This window comes from Stutzerimonas stutzeri (assembly GCF_024448955.1).
Classification (GTDB): domain Bacteria; phylum Pseudomonadota; class Gammaproteobacteria; order Pseudomonadales; family Pseudomonadaceae; genus Stutzerimonas; species Stutzerimonas stutzeri_AQ.
Map to the genome: position 1 here is coordinate 138096 of NZ_JAMOIH010000008.1, position 21834 is coordinate 159929.

Genomic DNA, 21834 nt, shown 5'->3' on the forward strand with positions numbered 1-21834 from the left:
CGTTTCATGGCTATTCCCACCCTGACGCCCTACAGCCTGCCCAGCGACTGGGCCGCGAACAAAGTCCAGTGGTCGGTCGATCCTGATCGCGCGGTACTGCTGATCCATGACATGCAGGGCTATTTCTGCGACTTCTGGGGTGAAGACAGCGCCTTCATCGCCGCGCTGGTTGCACGCCTGGCGCAGGTACGCGAGTGCTGCAAAACCTTGGGCATTCCGGTCGTCTACACCGCGCAGCCGGTCGAGCAGGCCGATGCGGATCGGGCACTGCTCACCGACATGTGGGGGCCTGGCATCACCCAGCATCCCGAGCGTCAGGCCATCGTTGCCGGGCTGTCGCCGGCGGCCGCCGACACCGTGCTGACCAAGTGGCGCTACAGCGCTTTTCAGCGTTCGCCGTTGGAACACATGATGGCCGAACTCGGCCGCAATCAGCTGATCATCGGCGGTATCTACGGGCATATCGGCTGCCTGATGACGGCCTGCGATGCCTTCATGCGGGACATTCAGCCGTTCCTGCTGGCGGACGGCATCGCTGATTTCAGCCAGGCCGAACATCAAATGGCGCTGAACTACGTGGCCACGCGCTGCGGGCGGGTGATCCGCTGCCGTGACGTGCTCGACCTCGGCCAGCCACAGGTATCGCTGCCGACCCGTGAAGCACTCGAGGCGCGGTTGCTGGCGATGCTCGACGAGATGGACGAGCCGTTCGATCCCGATGAGAACCTGCTCGACTACGGCCTGGATTCGATCCAGATCATGTCGCTGCTCAGCGAATGGCGCGAGCAGGGCCTCGAACTCAGCTTCACCGACCTGGCGAAAACGCCGACGCTCAACTGCTGGTGGACGCTCATTCGTGAACACGGGGGTGCGCTATGAGACCGCTGGGTATCGCTCAGCAGGGGCTCTGGTACGCCTATCTGCTCAACGAAGACCGTGCCATGTTCAACACCGCCGAATGCATCGCCTTCGCCGGCAAGATCGATACAGCGGCATTGACCACAGCGGTGCAGCAGGCGGTGCGCGAATGCGAGGCGCTGTCCGGTCTGTTCGTTGCCGATGAAGAAACGGTGTTTTTCAAAGCGTGCGAATTACCGGTCGAGGTGCAGCGAGTCCAGGTGCCGGCGGGCGAGGAGGCCGAACGCTGGGTGCGCGATTGGGCCATGCGCGATATCCGCGTTGCAATGGATCTCGAATGCGAACTGCCGTGTCGCTTCGTACTGCTACACGCCGATGACGGGGATTTCCTTTATAGCTGCGTGCACCACATCGCCCTCGACGGTTATGGCACCAACCTGTTGTACCAGCGAATCGCCGAACTCTACGGCGCCGCGCTGAAAGCTGAAACCGCGCCTGCCAGCGGGTTCGGTCGTTACGACGAGGTGCTGCGGGAAGACGCCGAACGGGACGCCCAGGGCCGCACCGCCGCCGCGCGCGGATACTGGCTGGAAACATTGTCACGCATGCTGGAGCCTGTGAGTTTCAGTGAGCGCAGCGCGCCCATTTCCGCCACCTTCATTCGTCACGGCGCGGCGTTTCCTGCGCCGCTGTGGCAGGCCTTGAACGAGGTCGGCGACGCCCACGGCATCGGCTGGCCGGATTTGCTATTGGCCGGCGTCTCGGCCCAGCTGAGGCAGGTTAGCGGCAGCCGGGCGCAAGTGCTCGGGTTGATGGTGATGAACCGCATCGGCTCGGCGGCATTCAATGTGCCCTGCATGCAGATGAATATCGCCCCGTTGTGCCTGGATTTGCCCGACGATGCCGATCTCATCAGCTGCGCCAAAGCCATCGGCAAGCTGCGCCGCAGCAGCCGCAAGCATCAGCATTACCGCTACGAATCGTTGCGGCGCGACCTCGGCCGTGTCGGTGGTGAGCAACGGTTGTTCGGCCCGCTGATCAACATCATGCCGTTCGACCGGCCGCTGGCGTACGGCGCTTGCCCGGCCCGCACGTTGAACCTCAGCGCCGGTCCGGTCGAAGACCTCACCCTGGAAGTGCAAATCGGCGCAGACGGCATGCCGGTGCTCGATTACGACGCCAACCCGGCCTGCTACAGCCTGGAGCAGGTGTGTGGCCTGCAAGAAGAACTGTTCGGCCTGCTCGAATGCTGGCTGGCCGCGCCGCAGCAGCCGCGCGACGTGTTGCTCGACGAACTCTATGCCGTGCGGCGCGCCTGGCAGCGGCTGAGCGCGCCGGCTGTTGGCAACCTTGGGCAGCCGGGCAGTGTGCTGGATGCGATACGCCAGCAAGCGCACGCCCAGCCGGAACGTATCGCGCTGATCCAGCACGAACAGGCGCTGAGCTACGGCGAGCTGCAAGCGCGTGCCGAACTGGTTGCTGCAGCATTGGTGGAGCTGGGCATTCAGCCGGGCGAGCGGATCGGGGTCATGCTGAGCCGGTCGCCGCAAGCGATTCTGGCGCAGCTCGGCGTGCTGCTGGCTGGAGCGGTATACGTGCCGCTCGATCCGGAGCAACCGGCGGATCGCCAACGGCTGATCTGCGCGAGCGCCAACCTTGCGTTGGTGATTACCGAGGCGGCCTACCGTCATCGACTTTCCGATATCCATTGCGGCCCGATCCAGTTGATCGGCCTGCTGACCTCGGCCAAGCGCGAGTACCGCCCCCGCGAAGGTGATGCAACCGGCTACCTGATGTTCACTTCCGGCTCCACCGGCACGCCGAAAGGTGTGGAAGTCAGTCATCGGGCACTGGCGCACTTCGCCGTGGCGGCGCAGCAGCGCTACGGGATCACAGCAGCTGACCGGGTGTTGCAGTTCGCGCCGTTCAACTTCGATGCCAGCATCGAGGAGGTCTTCGTCAGCCTGTCGGCCGGTGCGACACTGGTGTTGCGCACCGACGCGATGCTGCAATCGATGACTGCTTTCGTGGACGCGCTGGAGGCGCAGGCGATCACCGTCGTCGATTTGCCGACGGCCTTCTGGAACGAATGGGTCGTCGCGCTGCGCAGTGATCAGGCGCGGATTGCTGCGCAGCTCAAGACCGTGATCATCGGTGGCGAAGCGGTTTATCCGGAGCAGCTAACCGCCTGGCAACGCATGAACCGGCCGGACGTGCGCCTGATCAATACCTACGGTCCGACCGAAACCACCGTGGTCGCCACCACCTGCGATCTGCAGCGAATCGACCCCAACCGTGAACAGTTACCGATCGGTCGGCCGCTGGCTGGCGTCGAGGCGCTGATTCTCGATCGCGGCAATCGCCCCGCCCTGGAAGGCGAGCTGGTGCTGTTCGGCGCGCAGCTGGCCAACGGTTACCTCAACAGCGAGTCGCCGGCGTTTGCCCATTTGCGCATCGGCGACGAGACGGCGCGGATCTACCGCACCGGTGACCGGGTGCGGCTGGTAGACGGTGAGCTGGTGTACCTCGGCCGGCTGGACAACGAATTCAAGATCAGCGGCTACCGCATACAACCGGGCGAGGTCGAGGCCCGGCTGCTGGCGCTCGATGGCATCGACGAGGCCTGTGTGCTGGGCTTGGAGCTGGGCGCTGGAGTGCGCCGGTTGGTGGCCTTCGTCGCCGGCCCGCGTGGCGACGTTCGCGGCATCAAGCGTGAGCTGAGCGAAGTGTTGCCCGCCGCAATGATACCCACGGACTACCGCCACTTTTCCGCCTTGCCGCGTACCGGCAGCAACAAGCTCGACCGCAAGCGCCTGCACCTGGAGTACCTGGGTGGCGCCCCGGAACGCGCCTTGAGCGACGAGACCCAGTGCCGGGTCAGTGCCATCTGGCAGCAGATCCTCGGCGTCAGCGGCATCCAGCCCGAAGACAACTTCTTCGAACTCGGCGGCCAATCGCTCCAGACCATCCAGATCGTCAACCGTCTGGGTGCCGAATTCGGCGCTGCCGTGAAGGTTTCGGATGTCTTCGATCACCCGCAACTGGCGGACTTCTGCAGTTTCCTCGACAGCCGCGTACGGCAACGGGAAGAGCAGGTGGAAATGGTTTGGTAAGGGGCAGCAGATGAACGATCAGATGGATTTCACTGGCAAAAGCGTCTGGGTTACTGGCGCCGGGCAGGGCATTGGCCGCGCTGTCGCCGAGGGCTTTGCTCGGCTGGGCGCGCAGGTCACAGGCTTCGATCGCGCCTTTGCGGAGCGCGATTACGGCTTCATGCCTTATGTACTCGACGTCGGCGATGTTCACGCCGTGCAGCAAGCTTGTAGCGAACTGCTCGGCACGCAGCAGACAGTCGATGTGTTCGCCAGCGTCGCCGGTATCTTGCGGCTCGCGCCCATTGAGGAACTGACCTCGGCCGACTGGGATGCGTCGATGCAGGTAAACGTTTCCGGTCCCTTTTATCTGCTGCGCGAGCTGATCCCACGCTTCAAGGCACAAGGCGGCGGGGCGGTGGTTGCCGTGAGCAGTAACGCGACTCACGTCCCGCGCATGCAGATGGCTGCGTACAGCGCCTCCAAGGCTGCGCTGTCCAGCTTGATCCGTACTGCCGGCCTGGAGCTAGCCGAGCATGGCGTGCGCTGCAATCTGGTGTCGCCAGGCTCCACCGATACGGCCATGCAGCGCGGCATGTGGCACAGCGAGGATGCCCGCGAGCGCACCATTGCCGGCTTTCCGGAGCAGTACAAGCTGGGCATCCCGTTGCGGAAGATCGCCGCGCCCGAGGAAGTGGCCAGTACGGTGCTGTTCCTCGCATCGGAGCTGGCCAGCCACATCACCCTGCAGGACATCGTCGTCGATGGCGGCGCCACCCTGGCGGCTTGAAAAACTTGTTCAACGTCTCGCGAGCTAGAGGCCTGCAAGGCGAAAACAGGCGAGGGCGCGCAGTTTACGAGCGGTAAATGAGCACCCGAGTCTGTTTTCAACGCAGCAGGCCCGACGCGCAGCAGACGTTGAATAGATTTTGAGAGGTAGCAGATGCACAACAACATCATCGGACTGCTGAAGCATCTGGCTCAGCAGGGGGTGCAGCTTGCACTCAACGAACAGGGACAACTGGTTTCGCAGTCGAGCAAGGACGCCGTGACACCCACGCTCGGCCAGCAGATTCGCGAGCATCGCGACGCCATCATCGAGTGCCTGCGTGCGCAGCAGGCATTCGAGGCGCCGATCATGCCGCAGCACAGCAACGTCGGGCCGCTGTCGTCATCACAGAGTGGGCTGTGGTTCATCGAGCAGTACGAGCAGGATTCGCACCTGTACAACATGCCGGTGTTCTTCCGGCTGACCGGCGAGCTGGACGTCGCGGCACTGGAGTTCGCCTTCGATGCGCTGGTGGCGCGCCATGCCAGCCTGCGCACCCGCTTTCAACGCAGCGCCGAGGGGCGCGGCGAACAGGAGATTCTGCCGCACAGCGGGTTTCATCTGATCCGCGAGGATCTGAGCCATCTCGAACCACAGACGCGCGAGGAGCGCGTGGCCCAGCGGGTGCGCAAGGAAATCGAGCGTCCGTTCGACGTTGCCAGCGGCAAGCTGACGCGGGTCAACCTGCTGGCGCTGGGCGAGCGCGAGCATCTATTGATGATCAACCAGCACCACATCATCTCGGATGGCTGGTCGGTGAAAAACATGTTCGCCGATCTGAAAACCGCGTTTCTTGCCTACCAGAATCGCCAGCCGTTAAATCGAAACGAGCCCGCGCTGACCTACATCGACTACGCGCACTGGTTCAACTCGCCGCTGTTCCGCGATTACCACGAGCAGTTCAAACCCTTCTGGGTCGAGCGCCTGGCTGGCATTCCCGAGGTGCACAGCCTGCCGCTGGATAAACCACGGCCGGCCCAGCAGGCCAGCGGCGGCGAAGTGGTGTTCTCGACCATCGACAACACATTGTGGGAGCGCTTCAAGCAGCTCTGCCAGCGCCACAACACCTCGCCCTTCATCGGCCTGCATGCGTTATTCGCGCTGTTGCTGGCACGGCACTCCGGTGAGCGCGACATCGTAGTCGGCACACCGCTGGCCTATCGGGAGCGGCCTGACATCGAGCCGCTGGTGGGCTTTTTCGTCAATACGCTGGTGCTGCGCACGCAGCTGCCCGAGCAGCAGTCTTTCATCGACTATCTGCGCCAATGCCGGACGGACGATCTGCAGGCCTTCGATCACCAGCTCTATCGCTTCGAGGCCTTGAGCGAAGCGTTGGGCATGGACCGCCACACGGCGATCAATCCGATTTTTCAGATCATGCTGGTGTACCAGGCGCGGGTGGATTTCAACGACTTGATTCCGGGTTGCGACGCAGTAGAAGAAACCTCGCCGGTGCTGCCGGCCAAAACAGATATCTCGGTCAAGGTCACCGAGCTGATGAATTCGGTTCGGGTCGACTGGCTCTACGCCACGGCGCTGTTCGAACGCAGCAGCGTCGAGGGTTATGCCAGTCGTCTGCTGCGCTTGCTGGAGGCGGTGGTGGCTAATCCGGAACAGGACATCTGGCAGCTGCCGATGCTCGATGAGTCTCTGCTGGCGCAGACCGCCCGGCGCTTGAGCGAGCTGCCAGCCGCTTATCCCGACGGGCTGACGGCGCTGTCGCTGTTCGAGGGTATGGCCAAAACGCATCCGCATCGGCCCGCGCTGCGGCAGGGCGAGGGCAGCATCAGTTATGCCGAACTGGATGCCCGCGCCAACCGGCTGGCCCACTGGCTGCAGGCTCAGGGCTGCATGGGGGGCGAGCTGATCGGCGTGCTCGCCTGTCGTGAAAATGCCTTTGCCGTCGCGCTGCTCGCCAGCTGGAAGCTCGGCGCCGCCTACGTTCCGCTGGATCCAGATTACCCGCAGGAACGGCTCTCGCACATCATGCGTGACGCCAATGTGCGAATGATTGTCGGCCAGGGCGCAGCGCCCTTTGCTCTGGCGGCGGACCAGCGTTGGGTGGACCTCGGCAGTGCCGAGATTCAAGCCCAACTGGATGCGCAATCCCCCAATGCGCTGTTGAGCGAGCAGGACCCACAGCGACTCGCGCAGGTGATCTATACCTCCGGCTCGACCGGCGTACCGAAGGGCGTGATGGTCGAGCACGGATCGCTGGCGAACCTGCTGCTGGACCACGGCCGCCGGCTGGGCGTTGCGCCTGGCGATCGGATGCTCGATTGCATGTCGCTGTCGTTCGATGCCGGCAACATGTGCGCGCTGGTCCCGCTCGTCCACGGCGCCTGCCTGCTCTGGGCGGACCCCGGCGAGGGTCTGCTGGATGAGATCGAGCGAACCGAAACCACCCATATGATCTTTGCCACGGCGCTGTTGGCGACGCTGCCGGAGCGCCCGTTGCCAGCGATGAAAGCCGTAGGCTTCGGCGGCGAAGCCTGTCCACCGGCGATTCCGCAACGCTGGGCCAGCCAGTTCCGCCTGATCGACATGTACGGTCCCACCGAGGCCACCGTGACCGCGCTGACCAAGACGCTCAGCCCAGGCGAGCGCCGGACCATCGGGGCGCCCATCGATGGCATGCAGGCGGTCGTGCTGGATCGGCACGGCGCGCTGTGCCCGGTCGGCGTCCCCGGCGAGCTCTGTCTCGCAGGTCTGGGATTGGCTCGCGGTTATCTCAACCAGCCGGAGCGCACTGCCGAGGCCTTCCGCGAACACACCGTGGCGGGTATGAAGGTGCGCCTGTACCACACCGGCGACCGCGCGCGCCTGTTGGCCACCGGCGAATACGAATACCTGGGACGCCTCGATGCGCAGTTCAAACTGCGCGGTTACCGCATCGAGCCGGGCGAGATAGAAGCCCAGCTGCACGCCAGCTGCCCGAGCTTGCAGGAAATCAAGGTGATCGTCGCCAGCCAGGCTGCGCGCCAGGCGCTGGTGGCCTACGCCACCGTCAAACCCGGCGAGCCCATTCCCGAACCGGATTCCGTGTTGCAGGCCGTGGCGCGGCGACTGCCCGAATATATGGTGCCGCTGAGGTTGATGCTGCTCGAAAAAATGCCGCTGACCGCCAACGGCAAACTGGATCAGAAGCGCTTGCCGCCGGTGGAACTGGCTGCGACAGAACAGCAGGTAGCACCTGTCGGGGAGCTGGAGCGCCAAGTGCTGGATATCTGGCAAGGCGTGCTGGAGCAACCGCTGGGCGTGGAGTGCGATTTCTTCCGGCTGGGCGGCGATTCCATCCTGAGTATTCAATTGGCGACCCGCCTGCGCGATGCCGGCTACCCTTGCAGCGTCAAGGAAGTGTTCGAGGCCAAGACCGTGCGCCGTCTCTGTCGAGTGCTGGCCGGCCCGCGCGAGGCGCAGACGATTCGTGCCGAGCAGGGCGTGTTGACGGGGGATCTGCCCTTGCAGCCGATCCAGCAATGGTTCTTCGAGCAGCCGTTTGCGCAGCCGCAGCATTGGAATCAAGGCATGGTGCTGCGCCTGCCCGGTGATGTCGGAACAGCTCAATTGATGGACCATATGCGTCAGCTGTTGCAACAGCACGACGCCCTGCGCCTGGTTACCATCCCAACCGGTCAGAGCTATCAGCAATATCTGTCGTTGGCCGAGCCTGCGCATCTGGATGCGGCCGAACTGGGCACAGCCGGGCTGCAGCAGGCACTGACCGAACTGCAGGCGCATCTGGACCCGGCCAGTGCACGGACCCTGGCCTGGGCGGTGATCAATGGGTTGCCGAACGACGAACGTGGTCTGTTTATCGCCTTCCACCATCTGGTCATCGATGCGGTGTCCTGGCGCATCCTGATCGAGGACCTGCAACGGCTGACGCGCGGTGAAACGCTGCCCGTCAAGACCAGCAGCTATCGACAGTGGGGCGAAGGGCTGGCCGCCTATGCCCAGCGTGCCGAGGCGCAGCTACCGTACTGGCACGAACAGAACGCGGGAATGAACTACCGCATCGCCGCCGATTGGTCCTCTTCACAAGCAACCGAGCCGCAGCTGTTGCAGCTGGATGCAGTCACTACAAGCCAGCTGAGTCAGTCCGCTACTCGCTATTTCGCGGCGGATGTCCGGGAGTTGCTATTAGCGGCACTGACGCGCGCGCTGGTGCAACTTGGGCTCGGTGAGCAGCACTGGATCATGCTCGAAGGTCACGGGCGCGAGGCGATCGATCCCGCGCTGGATGTCAGCCGCACGGTTGGCTGGTTCACCAGCATGTTCCCGGTCGCGGTGCAGAATCAGGCGGACTGGTCTGCGCTGGTGCGGCACGCCGCCGAGCAGCTGCGTCAGGTTCCGGACAAGGGCGCCGGTTATCTGCCGCTGCGTAGCAATCCGGCCCACCGCGACAGCCTGCCGTTACCGCCCGTGGCGTTGAACTACCTGGGTGTTTACCAGAGCGGAGCGGGAGACTGGCAGGCATTGCCGGTGCCGCCTGGCAATCCGAGCGACGCCGGCAATCTGTCCGCCGAGCTGATCAGCCTGCACGGCGGTATCTTCGACGGCCTGCTGACGCTGCGCCAGATCGGCAGCCTGCGTGAGGACCTGAGTGCACGTCTGCTGGCGTTCATGCGCGACAACCTACAAGCGCTGGCCGAGGATGAACGATGAGCGCGATCAACGAGCATTTCGCCGATCTATTTGCCCGCCACGCCGCGCTGCCCGCTCTGGGTTGCCTCGGCGCCAGCTTCAGCTATGCCGAGCTGCATACGCGGGTTGCGGCCATCGTGCTGCAACTGCGTGAACGCGGGCTGGTTGCGGGCGACCGCGTAGGGCTGCATCTGGCGCGTGGTCCGGACCTGGTCGCCACGCTGCTGGCCTGTCTGCATGAGGGGTTGTGCTTCGTTCCCCTGGAGCCGGACTTTCCGCAGGAGCGGCTGCAGGGCATAGCCAATGACGCTCAGGTACGGTGGGTCATTCAGGACGAGCAGGCAGTACAGCCGCTGATTCCGTCCTTGCGCTTGCTTCCAGGGACGGCGCAGAAGCCCGAGCCGCCAGCGCTGGATGAGCGCTTGCCGGCTTATATGATGTTCACCTCCGGCTCTACTGGAAAACCCAAGGGGGTAGTCATCGAGCGCGCCGCGTTGAGCAATTTCCTCGACGCCGCAACCCGGCGTATCGGCGTCAGTACGGCTACGCGCTGGCTGTTCACCACCACGCCGGCATTCGATATTTCCCTGCTGGAAATGCTCGGCCCGCTGTGGTCAGGCGGTTATGTGGAAGTGGTCTGCGCGCCAGCGCACAAGGACCCGGTGGCGTTGCTGCAATTGCTCGACAGCCGCGCGGACCTGAACACCCTGCAAGCGACCCCTGCATTCTGGAGGATGCTGCTCAAGGCCGGCTGGCAGGGCCGCGCCGGGCTGGTTGCGCTATGCGGCGGGGAAGCTTTAGATCCGGATCTGGCGATGCGCCTAGGCGCCATGGTGGGCCAGCTCTGGAACTGCTACGGCCCCACCGAGGCGACCGTCTGGTCGATGATGTCGCGCGTCGAACTGCCGCTCGGCGAGCAAGGCGTGCGGCTCAGGCAGTCGCTGGATGGCTATCGGCACCTGGTGCTGGATGAGCAAGGCATCGACGTCGAGCCGGGCGGCGAGGGCGAGCTGTGCATCGAAGGCCCGTCGCTGGCGCAGGGCTACTGGCAGCGACGCGACCTGACCGAGCAGGCCTTCATTGCATGGCAGGGGCGGCGTCTCTACCGGACCGGCGACCGAGTGCGACGTATCGCCGAAGACGAGTTCCAATATCGTGGTCGTCGCGATGATCAGATCAAACTGCGCGGTTTTCGCATCGAACTAGGGGAAATCGAAGCGAGCCTGCGCCACATCGAGGGTGTATTGGAGGCTGCAGTGCGGCTGCTGGGGGAGGGCGACGAAGCCTGTCTGGTGGGATATGTGGAGCTGCGTAGCGGTGGCCCGACTCGGGTGGAAATCCGCCGGCAGCTGCAGCGCAGCCTGCCGTATTACATGATTCCGAGCCGCATCGTACTGCTCGACTCGTTGCCCAAAACCGCCAGCGGAAAGATCGATCGCAAGCGTTTATCTGAACCGGTGTGAGCGTAATGCATCCGCCCCGTGGCATCGGGGCGGAGCGGTTGTATCAATCCTTCGCGACCGGCTCGGCATCGGTCTTGCCGACGATTCCCTCGATATCCTCGATCACCTGCATGGCCGCCATCGGGCCACCGACCGACGTCCATAGCGAGCCGTCGACGGTGCCGAAGCGCTTGCTCTGAATCGACGAGAGTTGGCGGAACGCAGCGGTTTCTTCGGCCTGCCGCATGGCGTCGACGGCTTCGCCGTTGGTAGCCAAGGTGCCGATCACCAGCCAGTCGGCGTCGAGCATTTCCAACGACTCCAGGCTCAGCGCCATCGAATGCGTATGGCCGGCGTCCTGCTGATGCGCGGGGCGAACAAGGCCGACATCTTCGACAACGGTGCTGGCGAAGGAGTCCTTGAACATGTACGACGGACCCTTCGGATTCCAGCGCACGATGCTGAAGGTTTCGCCCTGATGATCGCTCAGCCGTTCGCGAGCCTCCGCGGTGCGGGCTTCGTAACGCTGCAGAACCGCCTGGGCTTCGGCGTCCTTGTTCAATATGTGAGCTGTGCGCTGCAGGCTTTGCTGCCATGGCTGCCCCCAGTTGAAGGTGACCGCGGTCGGCGCGATCTCGTTGAGGATGGCCAGCTGCTCCGGCTTTACCGGTCCGGTGAGGATCAAGTCGGGCTCCAGCTCCAGCAGCGTCTCCAGGTTGGGGTTGTCGAGATCGCCGACCACCTTGATGCCAGACGGCAACTTGCCTTCCAGATAACGCGGCGGTACGGCCTGGCCACGACCGTTGACGGTACCGACGGGTGTCACGCCGAGGGTCAACGCGGTATCCAGATCGATCTCGCTGAGGGTGACGACGCGCTCGGGCGTAGCCGGGACGGTCACGCGGTTGCCAAGGGCATCTTCGATCTGGCGGTCTTCGGCATGTGCGTTGAGGGCGAGCACGGCGGTGAACAGCGCCACGGTGAGGCGCCAGGCGTTTTGTTTGATCATGGGGTCGTGTCCTGTTGAGCGAGTTCATGCACCGCGGAGGTGCGCGTAGAAGGGGCGGGAGCGGAAAGCAGGCGACGGCGCGGCACGATTACCGGGGCGCCGTCGCCGGGCGCGGGCAGGATGTCCACTTCGGTCTGGTAGAGGCGATCCACCAATTCCTTCGTCATCACCTGGCGAGCCGGGCCGATGGCTTGGATGCGTCCATCGGCGAGCGCGATCAACTCGTCGCAATAGCGCGCGGCGATGCCCAGGTCATGGATGACGATCAATACAGTGCGGCCTTCGGCAGCGATCCGGTGCACGGCTTCCATGACCTCAGCCTGGTGACCGATATCCAGCGCGCTGGTGGGTTCGTCGAGCAGAATCAGATCGGTGTTCTGCGCCAGGATCATGCCCAGCCACGCGCGTTGCGCCTGCCCGCCGGAGAGTGACGAAGCCTGCCGCTGCCAGATGGCGTCGAGTTGCATTGCCGCTCGGGCACGCGCCACTTGGCGCGCATCTTCCTCGCTCCACTGGTTGAACCAGCCCTGATGCGGATGGCGACCGTACTGCACCAACTGCTCGACGCGAATTCCCTCGGCCATCACCGGCCGTTGCGGCAGAAAGGCCAATTGGCGGGCCAGACTCTTCATCGAATAGCGGAGCAGCGGCTGACCGTGAATCTCGATCTCGCCGCGTTGCAACGGCAGCTGGCGCGCCAGCAGTTTGAGCAAGGTGGATTTGCCGCTGCCGTTGGGCCCGACGATGCCGATCAGCCGACCTTTGAGAAGGGAAAAGGACAGATCGTCCAAAATCACCTTGTCCTGATAGGCGAAATGCAGGTTTCTCACGCTCAGTACCGTCATCAATCGGCCCCTCGTCTGTCCTTCAATAGCAGGCCAAGCAGCAGGATGCCGCCAAGCAGGCGCGTCATGATCCCGGTGGGAATCTCTTCTGGCTGTGCCAATACTCTCACCAGGGTGTCGCTGCCCAACAGCAGCACGGCGCCGCAGATGGCCGACAGCCAGAGCGGGGCGAGGTTGTCGCGTGCCAGCCACGAGGCAAGGATCGGTGCGGCCATGGCGATGAACACCACCGGCCCGCCGATTGCGGTACCCAATGAAGCCACCAGAATCGCCAGGCCGAGCACGCCGAGTTGCACCAGCGGCACGCGAATACCGAGATTCTGAGCCGTGGCATCGCCGAACCGCAGCAGCGCCAGCGGCCGGTTGAGCAGCGCCATCACTGGGCACAACAGCAGCAGTATCAGTGCGATCGGGTTGACCGTCTGGTAACCGATGCCGGCGAAGTGGCCCATGGTCCACAGGTAAATACTGCCCAGGTGCACCAGCGGTTGGGTGGACATGGCGAAGTCGCCCAGCGCGCCGAACAACTCCGACAGCGCAATGCCGATGACGATGAACAGATATCCCTGCTCGCCGGGGCGACGGCACAGGGTGAACAACGCAGCCGCAGCCAGCATTGCGCCCAGAGGCGAGGCCCACCAGGGCCAGCTACCGAACGTCAGATACAGGGAGAACCCGACCACCGCCAGCGAGGCGCCTTCGTTCACGCCGATCATGTCCGGCGTGGCCAGGCGATTGCGCACCAGCGTCTGGATCAGGCACCCGGCCATGCCCATGGCGAAGCCCGCGACGATGGCCGCGGCAACCCGTGGCATACGGATCTTGAACACCATGATGTCGTTCAGCTTGCTGCCATGGCCGAGCAGGGTGGCGAGCACATCGCGCGTGCCCATCTGGCCCGAACCGAGGCTGATCGCGAGGACCGCCAGCGTTGCCAGCAACAGGGTAAGCAGGCCGCACATCAGCCAGTTGCGACGATGCAGCAACAGACTCATGCCGCCCAGGCGCAGCGTCCAGACGCCGCTGGGAGTGATTGACGTCATGTTTACCTCACCGTCAGCAGGGATCGAAAACCGCCGCGCAGCACGATAGCGATCAGCGCCGGCGCGCCCAGTGCGGCCAGCAAGGTGCCGACCGGCAGCTCGAAGGGTTGCAGCAACCAACGCGCGAGCACGTCGGCTGCCAGCAGAAACAACATGCCGAACAGCGTCGAGAACACCAATTGGCGCAGCAACGCGACTGGTTCGATCAATCGTGCACAGTAAGCCGCGAGGAAGCCGACGAAGCCGATCGGGCCGGCCAGAGAAATTGCGCAGGCCGTCAGCAGGGTCGAAGCAACCAGCACGCCCAGGCGCACCCAGGTAGTGTGGATGCCCAGCGCCCGCGCCTGGCTGTCGCCCATCTGCATCAACGTCAGTTGCCGGCAGAGCAGAGCAGCCAGGATCAGGCCGATCAAGGCGACCGGAGCCACGGTGCTCACGGCGTCCAGGCTGGAGGCCGACAGTGATCCCAGATTCCAGAAACGAAACTGCTCCAGCGCCACGCGGGTCTGGAGCAGCATGAAGTTGGAAAGCCCGCCGAAGATCGCGCCCAGCGCAACGCCGGCGAGGATCAGTTTCAGTGGGCTGGCCTGGCCCAGCATCAGGCCAACGCCCAGCACCACGAGATTTCCCAACAACGCGCCGGCGCCGGACCACAGCAGATAGCCGCGAGTGGACTCGACGCCGAAGAAGATCAGGCCGATCACCAGACCCAAGACCGCGCCGGCATTGACGCCGAGCAGGCCGGGTTCGGCCAGCGGATTGCGCGTCGCGCTTTGCAGCAACGAGGCGGCGATCGCGAGGCTGCCACCGACCACCAGAGCCGCCAGGGTGCGCGGTAGGCGCAGGGTTTCGACCACCATGGCGAGCTTGTCGTCCGCCACGGCGAGCGGATCGCCCGTCAGGTAATGCAGCACTTCGACCGCGCCGTAGACGCCCGCACCGGTGCTCATCGACAGAATCAACAAGCCCAGCAGCAGACCGCCGCCCCCGAGGAGCACCGCTTGCTGGTAGTTGGGGAATGCCGCCTCGGTTCTGATCATTGTCGCGCTGTGGTTCTCCAGGTAGTCCGGCGACGGAAGCCGCCGGGATGGGTCAGATGTCGTAGCTGAAGCCGACGAAAACCGTGCGTCCCATGAGAATGTGATCCACGGATTGGGCGACTTCGTCGCGCTTTTCGTTAGTGAGGTTGTTCATCCCGGCGTTGAACGTCAGCTCGTTGGTTGCATGGAACCGAGCGCCCACGCCCAAGGTGTGGAAGGCATCGGAACGCTGGCTGTCGGCAAGTGCCGGCACGTACACCATCTGGCTGCCGGTGTACTGGTAATCCAGATTCAGGTCTAGTTGTGGCAGCGCGCGCCAGTCGAGTCCGATATTGCCAACGTGCTTTGGCGTGTAATCCAGCTCATCGCCGGTGTCGCGGTCCTCGCTGTCGGAGTAGGTGTAGTTGGCGCGCACCGACAACGCATCGCTGAGGGCGTAGCGGCCCTGCAGCTCGTATCCCTTGATGCGCGCCTGGGACAGGTTGTAATAGCTCAGTTCGGAACGCAGCGGGACGGGCCGACCCAGGGTCGGGTCGAAGACCAGGCGGGTGGTCTCGGTGATGATCAGGTCTTCGATGTCGTTGTGGAAGAACATTACGCCGGCTTCGAGCCGTTCGTCCTGATACTGGGTGCCGATCTCGTAGCTGGTGGAGGTTTCGGGCTTGAGGTTCGGGTTGCCGTATACGGTGCACAGACCACGGCAGGCCAGCACGCCATAGCTCGAATCGGACTGGGAAATGCTGGGTGCCTTGAATGCCTTGCCGGCGCCGCCCTTGATGACCCAGTTGTCACTCAGGTTGTAGACGCCGTAGGCGCGCGGGCTGAACTCGCTGCCGAAGGTTTCATGGTGATCCCAGCGTCCGCCGAGTGTGATATCCAGATCACCGAGCGAGAACTCGTCTTGTAAATAGATAGCTTTCTGGTCTACCTCAGTGTCAGCTCCGAGGTTCTGATTGTGGGTAAGCTCGGTACGGCGGAACTCGCTGCCCAGCGTCAGCAGCTGATTACCGAGAAACGCGCTGACCTGGCCATCGACGGTGTGGTTGGTCTGGTTAACGTCGCCTTCGACGCCACGCATATTGGTCATTAACTCGGAATCGTCCATGAGCTCGACGTCTTCGTAGTAATAGCGCAGGCGCGTGTTGAAGCCGTCCCATTGCCCGTTGTGCGTCAGGCCCAGCGTCCAGCGATCCATTTCCTGGACGTTGGTCGTCAGGGGCTGCGGAGCGCCGGCGTTGTTCCAGCGCGCCTTGCGATCGTCTTCGCGGTAGCTCATGTCGAGAACCACGCTCTGACGCTCGTCCAGAATCCAGCTCAGCGTGCCCATCGCGCTGACGTTCTGGCGTTTTTCGGCGGCGTCACTGCCTTCGAGACGCAGTTGGTCCGATTGCCAGGCGGCCTGATCGGTCGTATCCAGAATCAGGTTGCCGAGCAGCTTGTCCTCCACGAGGGCGCCGCTTACATATCCGCTGGCCTTGTGGCTGTCGCCCGAGTTGCCCTCGGTTGGATGCTCATAGCTGTAGGCGACGCCGGCCTCGGTCTGGTTGGTCGGTTGCCGCAGGATGACGTTGATTACACCGCCCATGGCATCGGCGCCGTAGAGCGAGGTCATCGGGCCGCGGATCACCTCGATGCGCTCGACCGCTGCCACCGGAATGGCGGAAAGGTCGAAGTCGTTGGCGTAGTTGGAGGTCAGCGCGTCGCGTGAATTGATGCGACGCCCATTGACCAGCAGCAGGGTGTAATCCGAGTCCAGCCCACGAATCTTGATTTCCTGGCGACCATAGGTGGACGACGGGTTGAGATGCACGCCCGGCAGGTATTTCACCGCATCGGCCAGGTTGTAGACCGGCCTCTTTTCCAGCTCTTCGCGAGTGACGACCGACACGCTGGCCGGTGCGCTGAGTTCGCTGTGCGCAGTCTGGGTCGCAGTGATGACTTGCTGCTCCAGCGCCACCGGCTCGTTCGCCAGTGCGGCGAAAGGCAGAAGGCTGGCCAAGACGGTCAGGGATAGGTGACGAGGGCGGCTGATGCCCCGGTTGCTTACGATAGTCATTGCATGCTCCGTTGCTGCTCGATGTTTCGAAATGGACTCATCACGTATCCCTCGGCGGGTTCATCCCGCCTGTTGTTCTGCTGTTGCTGTCGGGTTTGCGTCGCGCTGTTTGATGCCGTGAATCAGGTACAGCACGCCCAGACCGGCCACGATGCCCAGTACCGCGTAAAGCGCGGCAAGCTCTTCGAAGCCGAGTAGTTGGTGCTGTGGCCCTTCGGTCAGATAGCGCGCTGAAAACAGGCTGCCGAAGCCTGCTGCGATATTCGAAACCGTTCCCTGAAACGCCATGAACGCGGCGCGCTGATGGGCCGGTGGTATGCCAGCCGCGATGGTCATGGTGCTGTTGCTGCGCACGGCGCTCAGCGCCATGAACAATGTGAAAACGACGTAGAGAGAAATGCCCACTGGCGTGGCGAAACCGAGCAAGGTCACCAGCGCGAGGCTGCCGCTACTGACCAGCACGACCGTCACGGCACTGCCGCGATCGATCCAGGCGCCGCCAATGCGCATCGCCGCGATGCTCGCCAAGCCGCCGAGCAGATAGAGCAGGCCCAGGTTTTCGCGAGGAAAGTCCACGTTGAACTGAAAGTAGGTGGCGAAGTGCGGTACCAGCAGGAAATGTCCGAACATTTGCAACGTGGTGATAGCCAGCGCCGCCAGGCACAGGCGCGAGGTGAGCAGCGGCTTGATCGAACCCGAAGGCCGATGAGATGAAGCTGGCGCGGGGAACAACAGCTGGCAAAGCAGCGCCAGAATCAATCCGGTGCCTCCGAGCAACACGAACGGTGTCGTCCAGTTCCAGCGCATCGAGCATTCCAGCGCCAATGGAATGACGAGAATCGCAGCCAGGGAAAAGCCCATTCCGATGTAGGCAAGCTTTCGGCCGCGCTCGGCGGGCGGAATCAGATCCAGCATCGTGGCCATCAGAATCGCGCCCATGGGGCCGGCGACTAGGCCGGAGAGCACGAACAGCGCGATCAGTTGAGTCGGGTCGGTCGCTAGCGCGCAGCTGAGCAGCAAGGCAAAACGCAGCACCAGCAAGACGGTCAGCGCGCGTTTACGGTCGAAGCGATCCAGCCATGGGGCTGCGACAAGTGCACTCAGGGCGGCGGCGAGGGTGGCGCCGCCGCTGATGTAACCGACGTGGCTAGCCTCCATTCCAAGGTGACGCACGAGATCCGGACCGAGCGGCATGACCATCATCAGGCTGCCCAGCGACAGCATGTTGATCAGCATCGCTAGGTGGGCGGCGATCCTCGACTGGTCGGCAACATTCATTAGGTGCGGCACGCTCTGTTGGCAGGCGGTCAGCATCCTAAAGCATCGCAAATGCTATATCAAATACAAATCGTTCACATTCATTGGCTGTTCTCGAGCGTAGCCTGTTCGGAGCTGGCAATGCGGCCTGCACCAATCGAGCATCACCGTTTCTCCGGCTCTGGAACATCCGACTCGCTGACATCCTTCTCGCTGATCTTTTTGTCGGCTTCGCGTTCGTCCTCCGCATCGCCTTGCAAACTTTCCTGCTCGGGCGCGGGGTCGTATTGCAACTCGACCAATACGGGGAAATGATCAGAGCCGAAGTATCCCAAGCGTTGAATGCGTACCAGCTGAAAATGGTGACTGTGAAACAAGTGATCCAGAGGCCAGCGCAAGAACCAGTGTTGCGCATGAAAACTGTTGACCATACAGCGCCCAACCCGTGGGTCCAGCAGGCCGCTGACTTTTCGGAACAGCCGTGTGTTGGCGGACCAGGCGACATCGTTGAGATCGCCTGTGACGATGATCGGCGTGTCGGGCTCGTGGTCCTTGACGCTTTTGGCGATCAATAGCAGCTCGATATCGCGCTCGGTCGATTCGTCATTCTCGGTGGGGCTGGGCGGGGTCGGATGCAGGAAATGCATGCGCACGGCCAGTTGCTCATTCAGGCGGACTTTGGCGTGCATCGAAGGAATGTCGTCGTCGACGAGAAAGCACGTTTCGGCATTTTCCAACGGCAGCCGCGACCAGACGTGCATGCCATAGAGGTTCTCCAGCGGGCAGCGGATGGAATAAGGATATTCCGCAGACAGCTCCTCAAGCTGTGCTTCCCACCAATGATTGGTTTCGAGCGTCACCAATACATCAGGGTGGTGCTCGCGAACCATGGCTTTGAGTTTGTCAGCCTGACGGTTCGGTGCCAGCACATTGGCTGCCATGACGCGAATTCGGGGCCTGTTGCGGCTCGTGTCGGCGGTTTTCACCTCGGGGCGCCATAAACGGGTATAGGGGAGGATCCACCAAGCCTGGTAGGCGAGACAGACGGACACCAGGAAACTGATCAGGATCTGAAGTGGTTTGGAATAGGACAGCAACAGCGCCTGAGCCAACAGCATTGCGAAGGCCAGCGCGCAGAGCTGCAATCGGGGGAAATCCAGCCCGCGGACCCACCAGGCGGGGCTCTTCCAGAGTGGCAAAAAGGTCAGCACAACCAGCAGACCGGTCGCCGCCAACATGATCCATTCCTTCATTCCCGATCCTCGGAGTCTTTTACCTCGACGTCATGTCGGCCGTTCGGATGCCCGAAACCAGGCACTAGGGATTCGTCCAGCAGACCCGTTGATTGGTTCCGCTGTTAGCGGCGAGACGGCTCGTGCAAAAACCTAGGTGAGCTAAAAGTCTGGCACGCGGTACGTGCCAGACATTCAATGTCTCAGTGCTGCTTGGTTTACATCGGTTCACCAATGGCCGCGCAGGTGTTCGGTGTTGCGGCGTGCTTTCTCAGAACTGGCAGCTGGGGTTGCTCGGCGCCTCCCGATACGTCCAGCGCGAGGATGTAGTTACCCCACCACGGACCGGCGGCCCAGTAAGTGAGCGGTACGCAATTGTCACGGAGGTAGCCCAGCAGGTTGTCCATCGCGACGATCGCATCGGGCGCGTAGCTCGGAACGCCCATCTCGCCGATGAAGCCGCGCAGGTTATTCGCCCGTAGCCAGTCCACGAACGGCTTGGCGCGATTGATGCCCAGATCCGGTGCGAAGGTTTCGGTCTTGTCGACGTACAGGCCCGAGGTGTCGCGATCGAGGTACATGTGCGCTTCGAAGATTAGATTGTTCTGCGGATCGCGCATCCATGGATCGGCGATCAACTGGGTGTTGGATTGCGGCCAGTGCCATGCACTGGAGAAGCGATCGCCGGCGACGTAAATCCAGTTGGCCTTGTCCACCGTGCGGATTTCCTTGGCGGCGGCCAGCGCTGCTTCGGGCCAGAGTCCCTTGGTATTGGGCTCGTTCATCAGGCCATAACCGCTCAGGGCCGGATGGTTGCCGACTTTTTGTGCGATTCGCTTCCAGGTATCGGCGAACGCCTGGATCGGCACGTTTTCGGAGCCGATCGGCTGCTTGTAGTAGCGGTAATAGTTGTGCATGTCGAGCACGACTTTGACGCCGTGCTTGTGCGCGAAGTCGAGCGATTGCGTGAGCAGCGCCAACTGCGCGGCGTCGAGCTCGGTGTTCAGTTGCGGCTGGATACGCTCCCAGAGGAACGGCAGGCGAACCAGCTTCAACCCCTGCCCGGCGTACTTCTTGTAGTACGACTCGGCCGGATAGATGTAGTTGGTGCCGTGCTTGCCGGGCAAAACCGAAGGTCCGAAAGCGGCACCGGAAAGGGCAACGCCCACCAGTTGCACGGGTTCGGCCGTTGGGGGCGTTGTCTCTGTAATCGGATCAGGAGACAGGGCTGGCCGGGACGCCGGAGGTGCGACCAGGCTGAGCTTGTTCGGGTAGCCAATGATGTTGCCATCGAGCACGGGACCGTCCATGAATACGGTCAGCGCGCCGCTCGCCGGTTTGACCGACGTGACGGTGCGTACCTGGCCGTCCGCCGTGCGTACCGATGCGCCGACGACGAAGGCCGCGCTGTTCTTCGCGGTGGCAGCGACCGAAACACCGGCCGATGCTCGCCAGGAGCCGTTCAGCCAATAGCTGTTGGTGAATTTGTTGATCAGCGCGGCGTGGCTGGGCGCAGCGACCGGCTGGCTTTCCGGTACGGTAACGTCCGGCTTCGGGCCTGCCACGTTGCTGACGCTGAGTCGGTTGGGATAACCGATCACGGTGCCGTCCAGTACCGGCCCCGTCAGGAAGACGGTCAGCGCGCCGCTGGCGGGCTTGACCGAGGTGACGGTGCGTATCTGGCCATCAGCCGTTCGCACCGAGGTGCCGACACGAAAAGCGGCGAGGTTCTGCTCTGTGGCGGCGACCGAAACGCCAGCCGATGCGCGCCAGGAACCGTTCTGCCAATAACTGTTGGTGAACTTGTTGATCAGCGCCGAGTAGGAGATCCCCGATGTGCTGGTGCTGCCGGCGGATGCCGCGCTGACATTGCTGTTAGGGAAAAAGCTCAGCAATGCGGCCAGGGCGATTGCAGACATGAGGCCTTTACGGGCGCTCGGAAAAACTGTGACGGACATTCGGCTCACCGTGACTATGAACGTCCAAACGCGATACACGGGACGTAGTGACAGGGAGGTTGATCAATAAGAGGGGCTGCCCAAGGAGGCGAATTTCCACTAAGACCGAACCAGAGGCGAGACGGAACCCAGGTGGCTCTTCGTTTCGCTGGCGCTTTTATAATTTGTTTTTCTAATCATTTAAACAGTGAAAGCCTGAATACAGGCGCCAATATATTGGCTTTTTAAGCGGATGGTAATAATTGCCATCTATCGATACGCAGTTCCATTGGCCAACGCCACACGTGCTGCCACTCCTTGTATTTGCGGCGCCATTTTTTTGAACGACACGCCGGGACGATTCGTTTAGGTTTCCGACAAGTGGTTTGAACTATTCGAGCCGGCGGCGCTGTGTCTGTTTCGCTACCGATTTCTCATCGAAACTACGCAGGGGTTTTTCAGGATAAGAGCCGGGCTTTGTAACGCTTGTAATGCGTTCCGGCTTCGGGCAGGGTCGATGCCAGCTCTTTTGCTGCGGAGTGAACCC

General features: G+C 62.8%; 13 protein-coding genes. 5 read left to right on the plus strand and 8 right to left on the minus strand.

Features of this window, described 5'->3' with window-relative positions; all coding sequences use genetic code 11:
- Window positions 1-6: 6 nt before the first annotated feature.
- The 5 genes from NA645_RS10775 (at window position 7) to NA645_RS10795 (ending at window position 10889) form a co-directional block, all read left to right on the plus strand.
- On the plus strand, window positions 7-879 hold the full coding sequence (locus NA645_RS10775; RefSeq protein WP_256048793.1) for an isochorismatase family protein: 873 nt from the start codon (window positions 7-9) through the stop codon (window positions 877-879).
- Window positions 876-3971, plus strand: a complete 3096-nt coding sequence (locus NA645_RS10780) for an amino acid adenylation domain-containing protein (RefSeq protein ID WP_256048794.1) — start codon at window positions 876-878, stop codon at window positions 3969-3971. The genes NA645_RS10775 and NA645_RS10780 overlap by 4 nt, the downstream gene beginning before the upstream one ends.
- A gap of 10 nt (window positions 3972-3981) precedes the next feature.
- Window positions 3982-4740, plus strand: a complete 759-nt coding sequence (gene dhbA / locus NA645_RS10785) for a 2,3-dihydro-2,3-dihydroxybenzoate dehydrogenase (protein WP_423836576.1) — start codon at window positions 3982-3984, stop codon at window positions 4738-4740.
- Between the two features lie 153 nt (window positions 4741-4893).
- Window positions 4894-9447, plus strand: a complete 4554-nt coding sequence (locus tag NA645_RS10790) for a non-ribosomal peptide synthetase (RefSeq protein ID WP_272892034.1) — start codon at window positions 4894-4896, stop codon at window positions 9445-9447.
- Window positions 9444-10889 carry an amino acid adenylation domain-containing protein gene (locus tag NA645_RS10795; protein ID WP_256048795.1) on the plus strand — a complete coding sequence of 482 codons (1446 nt, stop codon included), beginning with the start codon at window positions 9444-9446 and terminating at the stop codon, window positions 10887-10889. Before NA645_RS10790 ends, NA645_RS10795 begins: the two co-directional genes overlap by 4 nt.
- Before the next feature lie 43 nt (window positions 10890-10932).
- Here the strand turns inward: NA645_RS10795 and NA645_RS10800 are convergent, their stop codons facing one another.
- The 8 genes from NA645_RS10800 to NA645_RS10835 form a co-directional block, all read right to left on the minus strand.
- Entirely contained in the window at window positions 10933-11877 is a 945-nt protein-coding gene (locus NA645_RS10800; RefSeq protein WP_256048796.1) for an iron-siderophore ABC transporter substrate-binding protein, read from the minus strand.
- On the minus strand, window positions 11874-12722 hold the full coding sequence (locus tag NA645_RS10805; protein ID WP_256048797.1) for an ABC transporter ATP-binding protein: 849 nt from the start codon (window positions 12720-12722) through the stop codon (window positions 11874-11876). The genes NA645_RS10800 and NA645_RS10805 overlap by 4 nt, the downstream gene beginning before the upstream one ends.
- A complete protein-coding gene (locus NA645_RS10810) occupies window positions 12722-13765 on the minus strand; it encodes a FecCD family ABC transporter permease (RefSeq protein ID WP_256048798.1) in 1044 nt (347 codons plus the stop codon). Before NA645_RS10810 ends, NA645_RS10805 begins: the two co-directional genes overlap by 1 nt.
- Window positions 13766-13767: 2 nt before the next feature.
- Window positions 13768-14805 (minus strand): FecCD family ABC transporter permease, encoded by a 1038-nt coding sequence (locus NA645_RS10815; RefSeq protein ID WP_256048799.1) that lies wholly within the window; start codon window positions 14803-14805, stop codon window positions 13768-13770.
- Window positions 14806-14857: 52 nt separating this feature from the next.
- Window positions 14858-16861 carry a TonB-dependent receptor domain-containing protein gene (locus NA645_RS10820; protein WP_256048800.1) on the minus strand — a complete coding sequence of 668 codons (2004 nt, stop codon included), beginning with the start codon at window positions 16859-16861 and terminating at the stop codon, window positions 14858-14860.
- A gap of 60 nt (window positions 16862-16921) precedes the next feature.
- A complete protein-coding gene (locus tag NA645_RS10825; protein WP_256048801.1) occupies window positions 16922-18139 on the minus strand; it encodes an MFS transporter in 1218 nt (405 codons plus the stop codon).
- Between the two features lie 143 nt (window positions 18140-18282).
- A complete protein-coding gene (locus tag NA645_RS10830) occupies window positions 18283-19371 on the minus strand; it encodes an endonuclease/exonuclease/phosphatase family protein (RefSeq protein WP_256048802.1) in 1089 nt (362 codons plus the stop codon).
- A 197-nt stretch (window positions 19372-19568) separates the two neighbouring features.
- Complete coding sequence (locus NA645_RS10835) at window positions 19569-21308, minus strand: glycoside hydrolase family 5 protein (protein ID WP_256048803.1); 1740 nt, start codon at window positions 21306-21308, stop codon at window positions 19569-19571.
- Between the last annotated feature and the right edge of the window lie 526 nt (window positions 21309-21834).

What these genes read in the sequence shown, in the direction of transcription:
- NA645_RS10775 (WP_256048793.1), top strand. Translation starts at nt 7, where the DNA reads ATGGCTATTCCCACCCTGACGCCCTACAGCCTGCCCAGCGACTGGGCC.
- NA645_RS10780 (WP_256048794.1), top strand. Translation starts at nt 876, where the DNA reads ATGAGACCGCTGGGTATCGCTCAGCAGGGGCTCTGGTACGCCTATCTG.
- dhbA (WP_423836576.1), top strand. Translation starts at nt 3,982, where the DNA reads ATGAACGATCAGATGGATTTCACTGGCAAAAGCGTCTGGGTTACTGGC.
- NA645_RS10790 (WP_272892034.1), top strand. Translation starts at nt 4,894, where the DNA reads ATGCACAACAACATCATCGGACTGCTGAAGCATCTGGCTCAGCAGGGG.
- NA645_RS10795 (WP_256048795.1), top strand. Translation starts at nt 9,444, where the DNA reads ATGAGCGCGATCAACGAGCATTTCGCCGATCTATTTGCCCGCCACGCC.
- NA645_RS10800 (WP_256048796.1), bottom strand. Translation starts at nt 11,877, where the DNA reads ATGATCAAACAAAACGCCTGGCGCCTCACCGTGGCGCTGTTCACCGCC.
- NA645_RS10805 (WP_256048797.1), bottom strand. Translation starts at nt 12,722, where the DNA reads ATGACGGTACTGAGCGTGAGAAACCTGCATTTCGCCTATCAGGACAAG.
- NA645_RS10810 (WP_256048798.1), bottom strand. Translation starts at nt 13,765, where the DNA reads ATGACGTCAATCACTCCCAGCGGCGTCTGGACGCTGCGCCTGGGCGGC.
- NA645_RS10815 (WP_256048799.1), bottom strand. Translation starts at nt 14,805, where the DNA reads ATGATCAGAACCGAGGCGGCATTCCCCAACTACCAGCAAGCGGTGCTC.
- NA645_RS10820 (WP_256048800.1), bottom strand. Translation starts at nt 16,861, where the DNA reads ATGACTATCGTAAGCAACCGGGGCATCAGCCGCCCTCGTCACCTATCC.
- NA645_RS10825 (WP_256048801.1), bottom strand. Translation starts at nt 18,139, where the DNA reads ATGAATGTTGCCGACCAGTCGAGGATCGCCGCCCACCTAGCGATGCTG.
- NA645_RS10830 (WP_256048802.1), bottom strand. Translation starts at nt 19,371, where the DNA reads ATGAAGGAATGGATCATGTTGGCGGCGACCGGTCTGCTGGTTGTGCTG.
- NA645_RS10835 (WP_256048803.1), bottom strand. Translation starts at nt 21,308, where the DNA reads ATGTCCGTCACAGTTTTTCCGAGCGCCCGTAAAGGCCTCATGTCTGCA.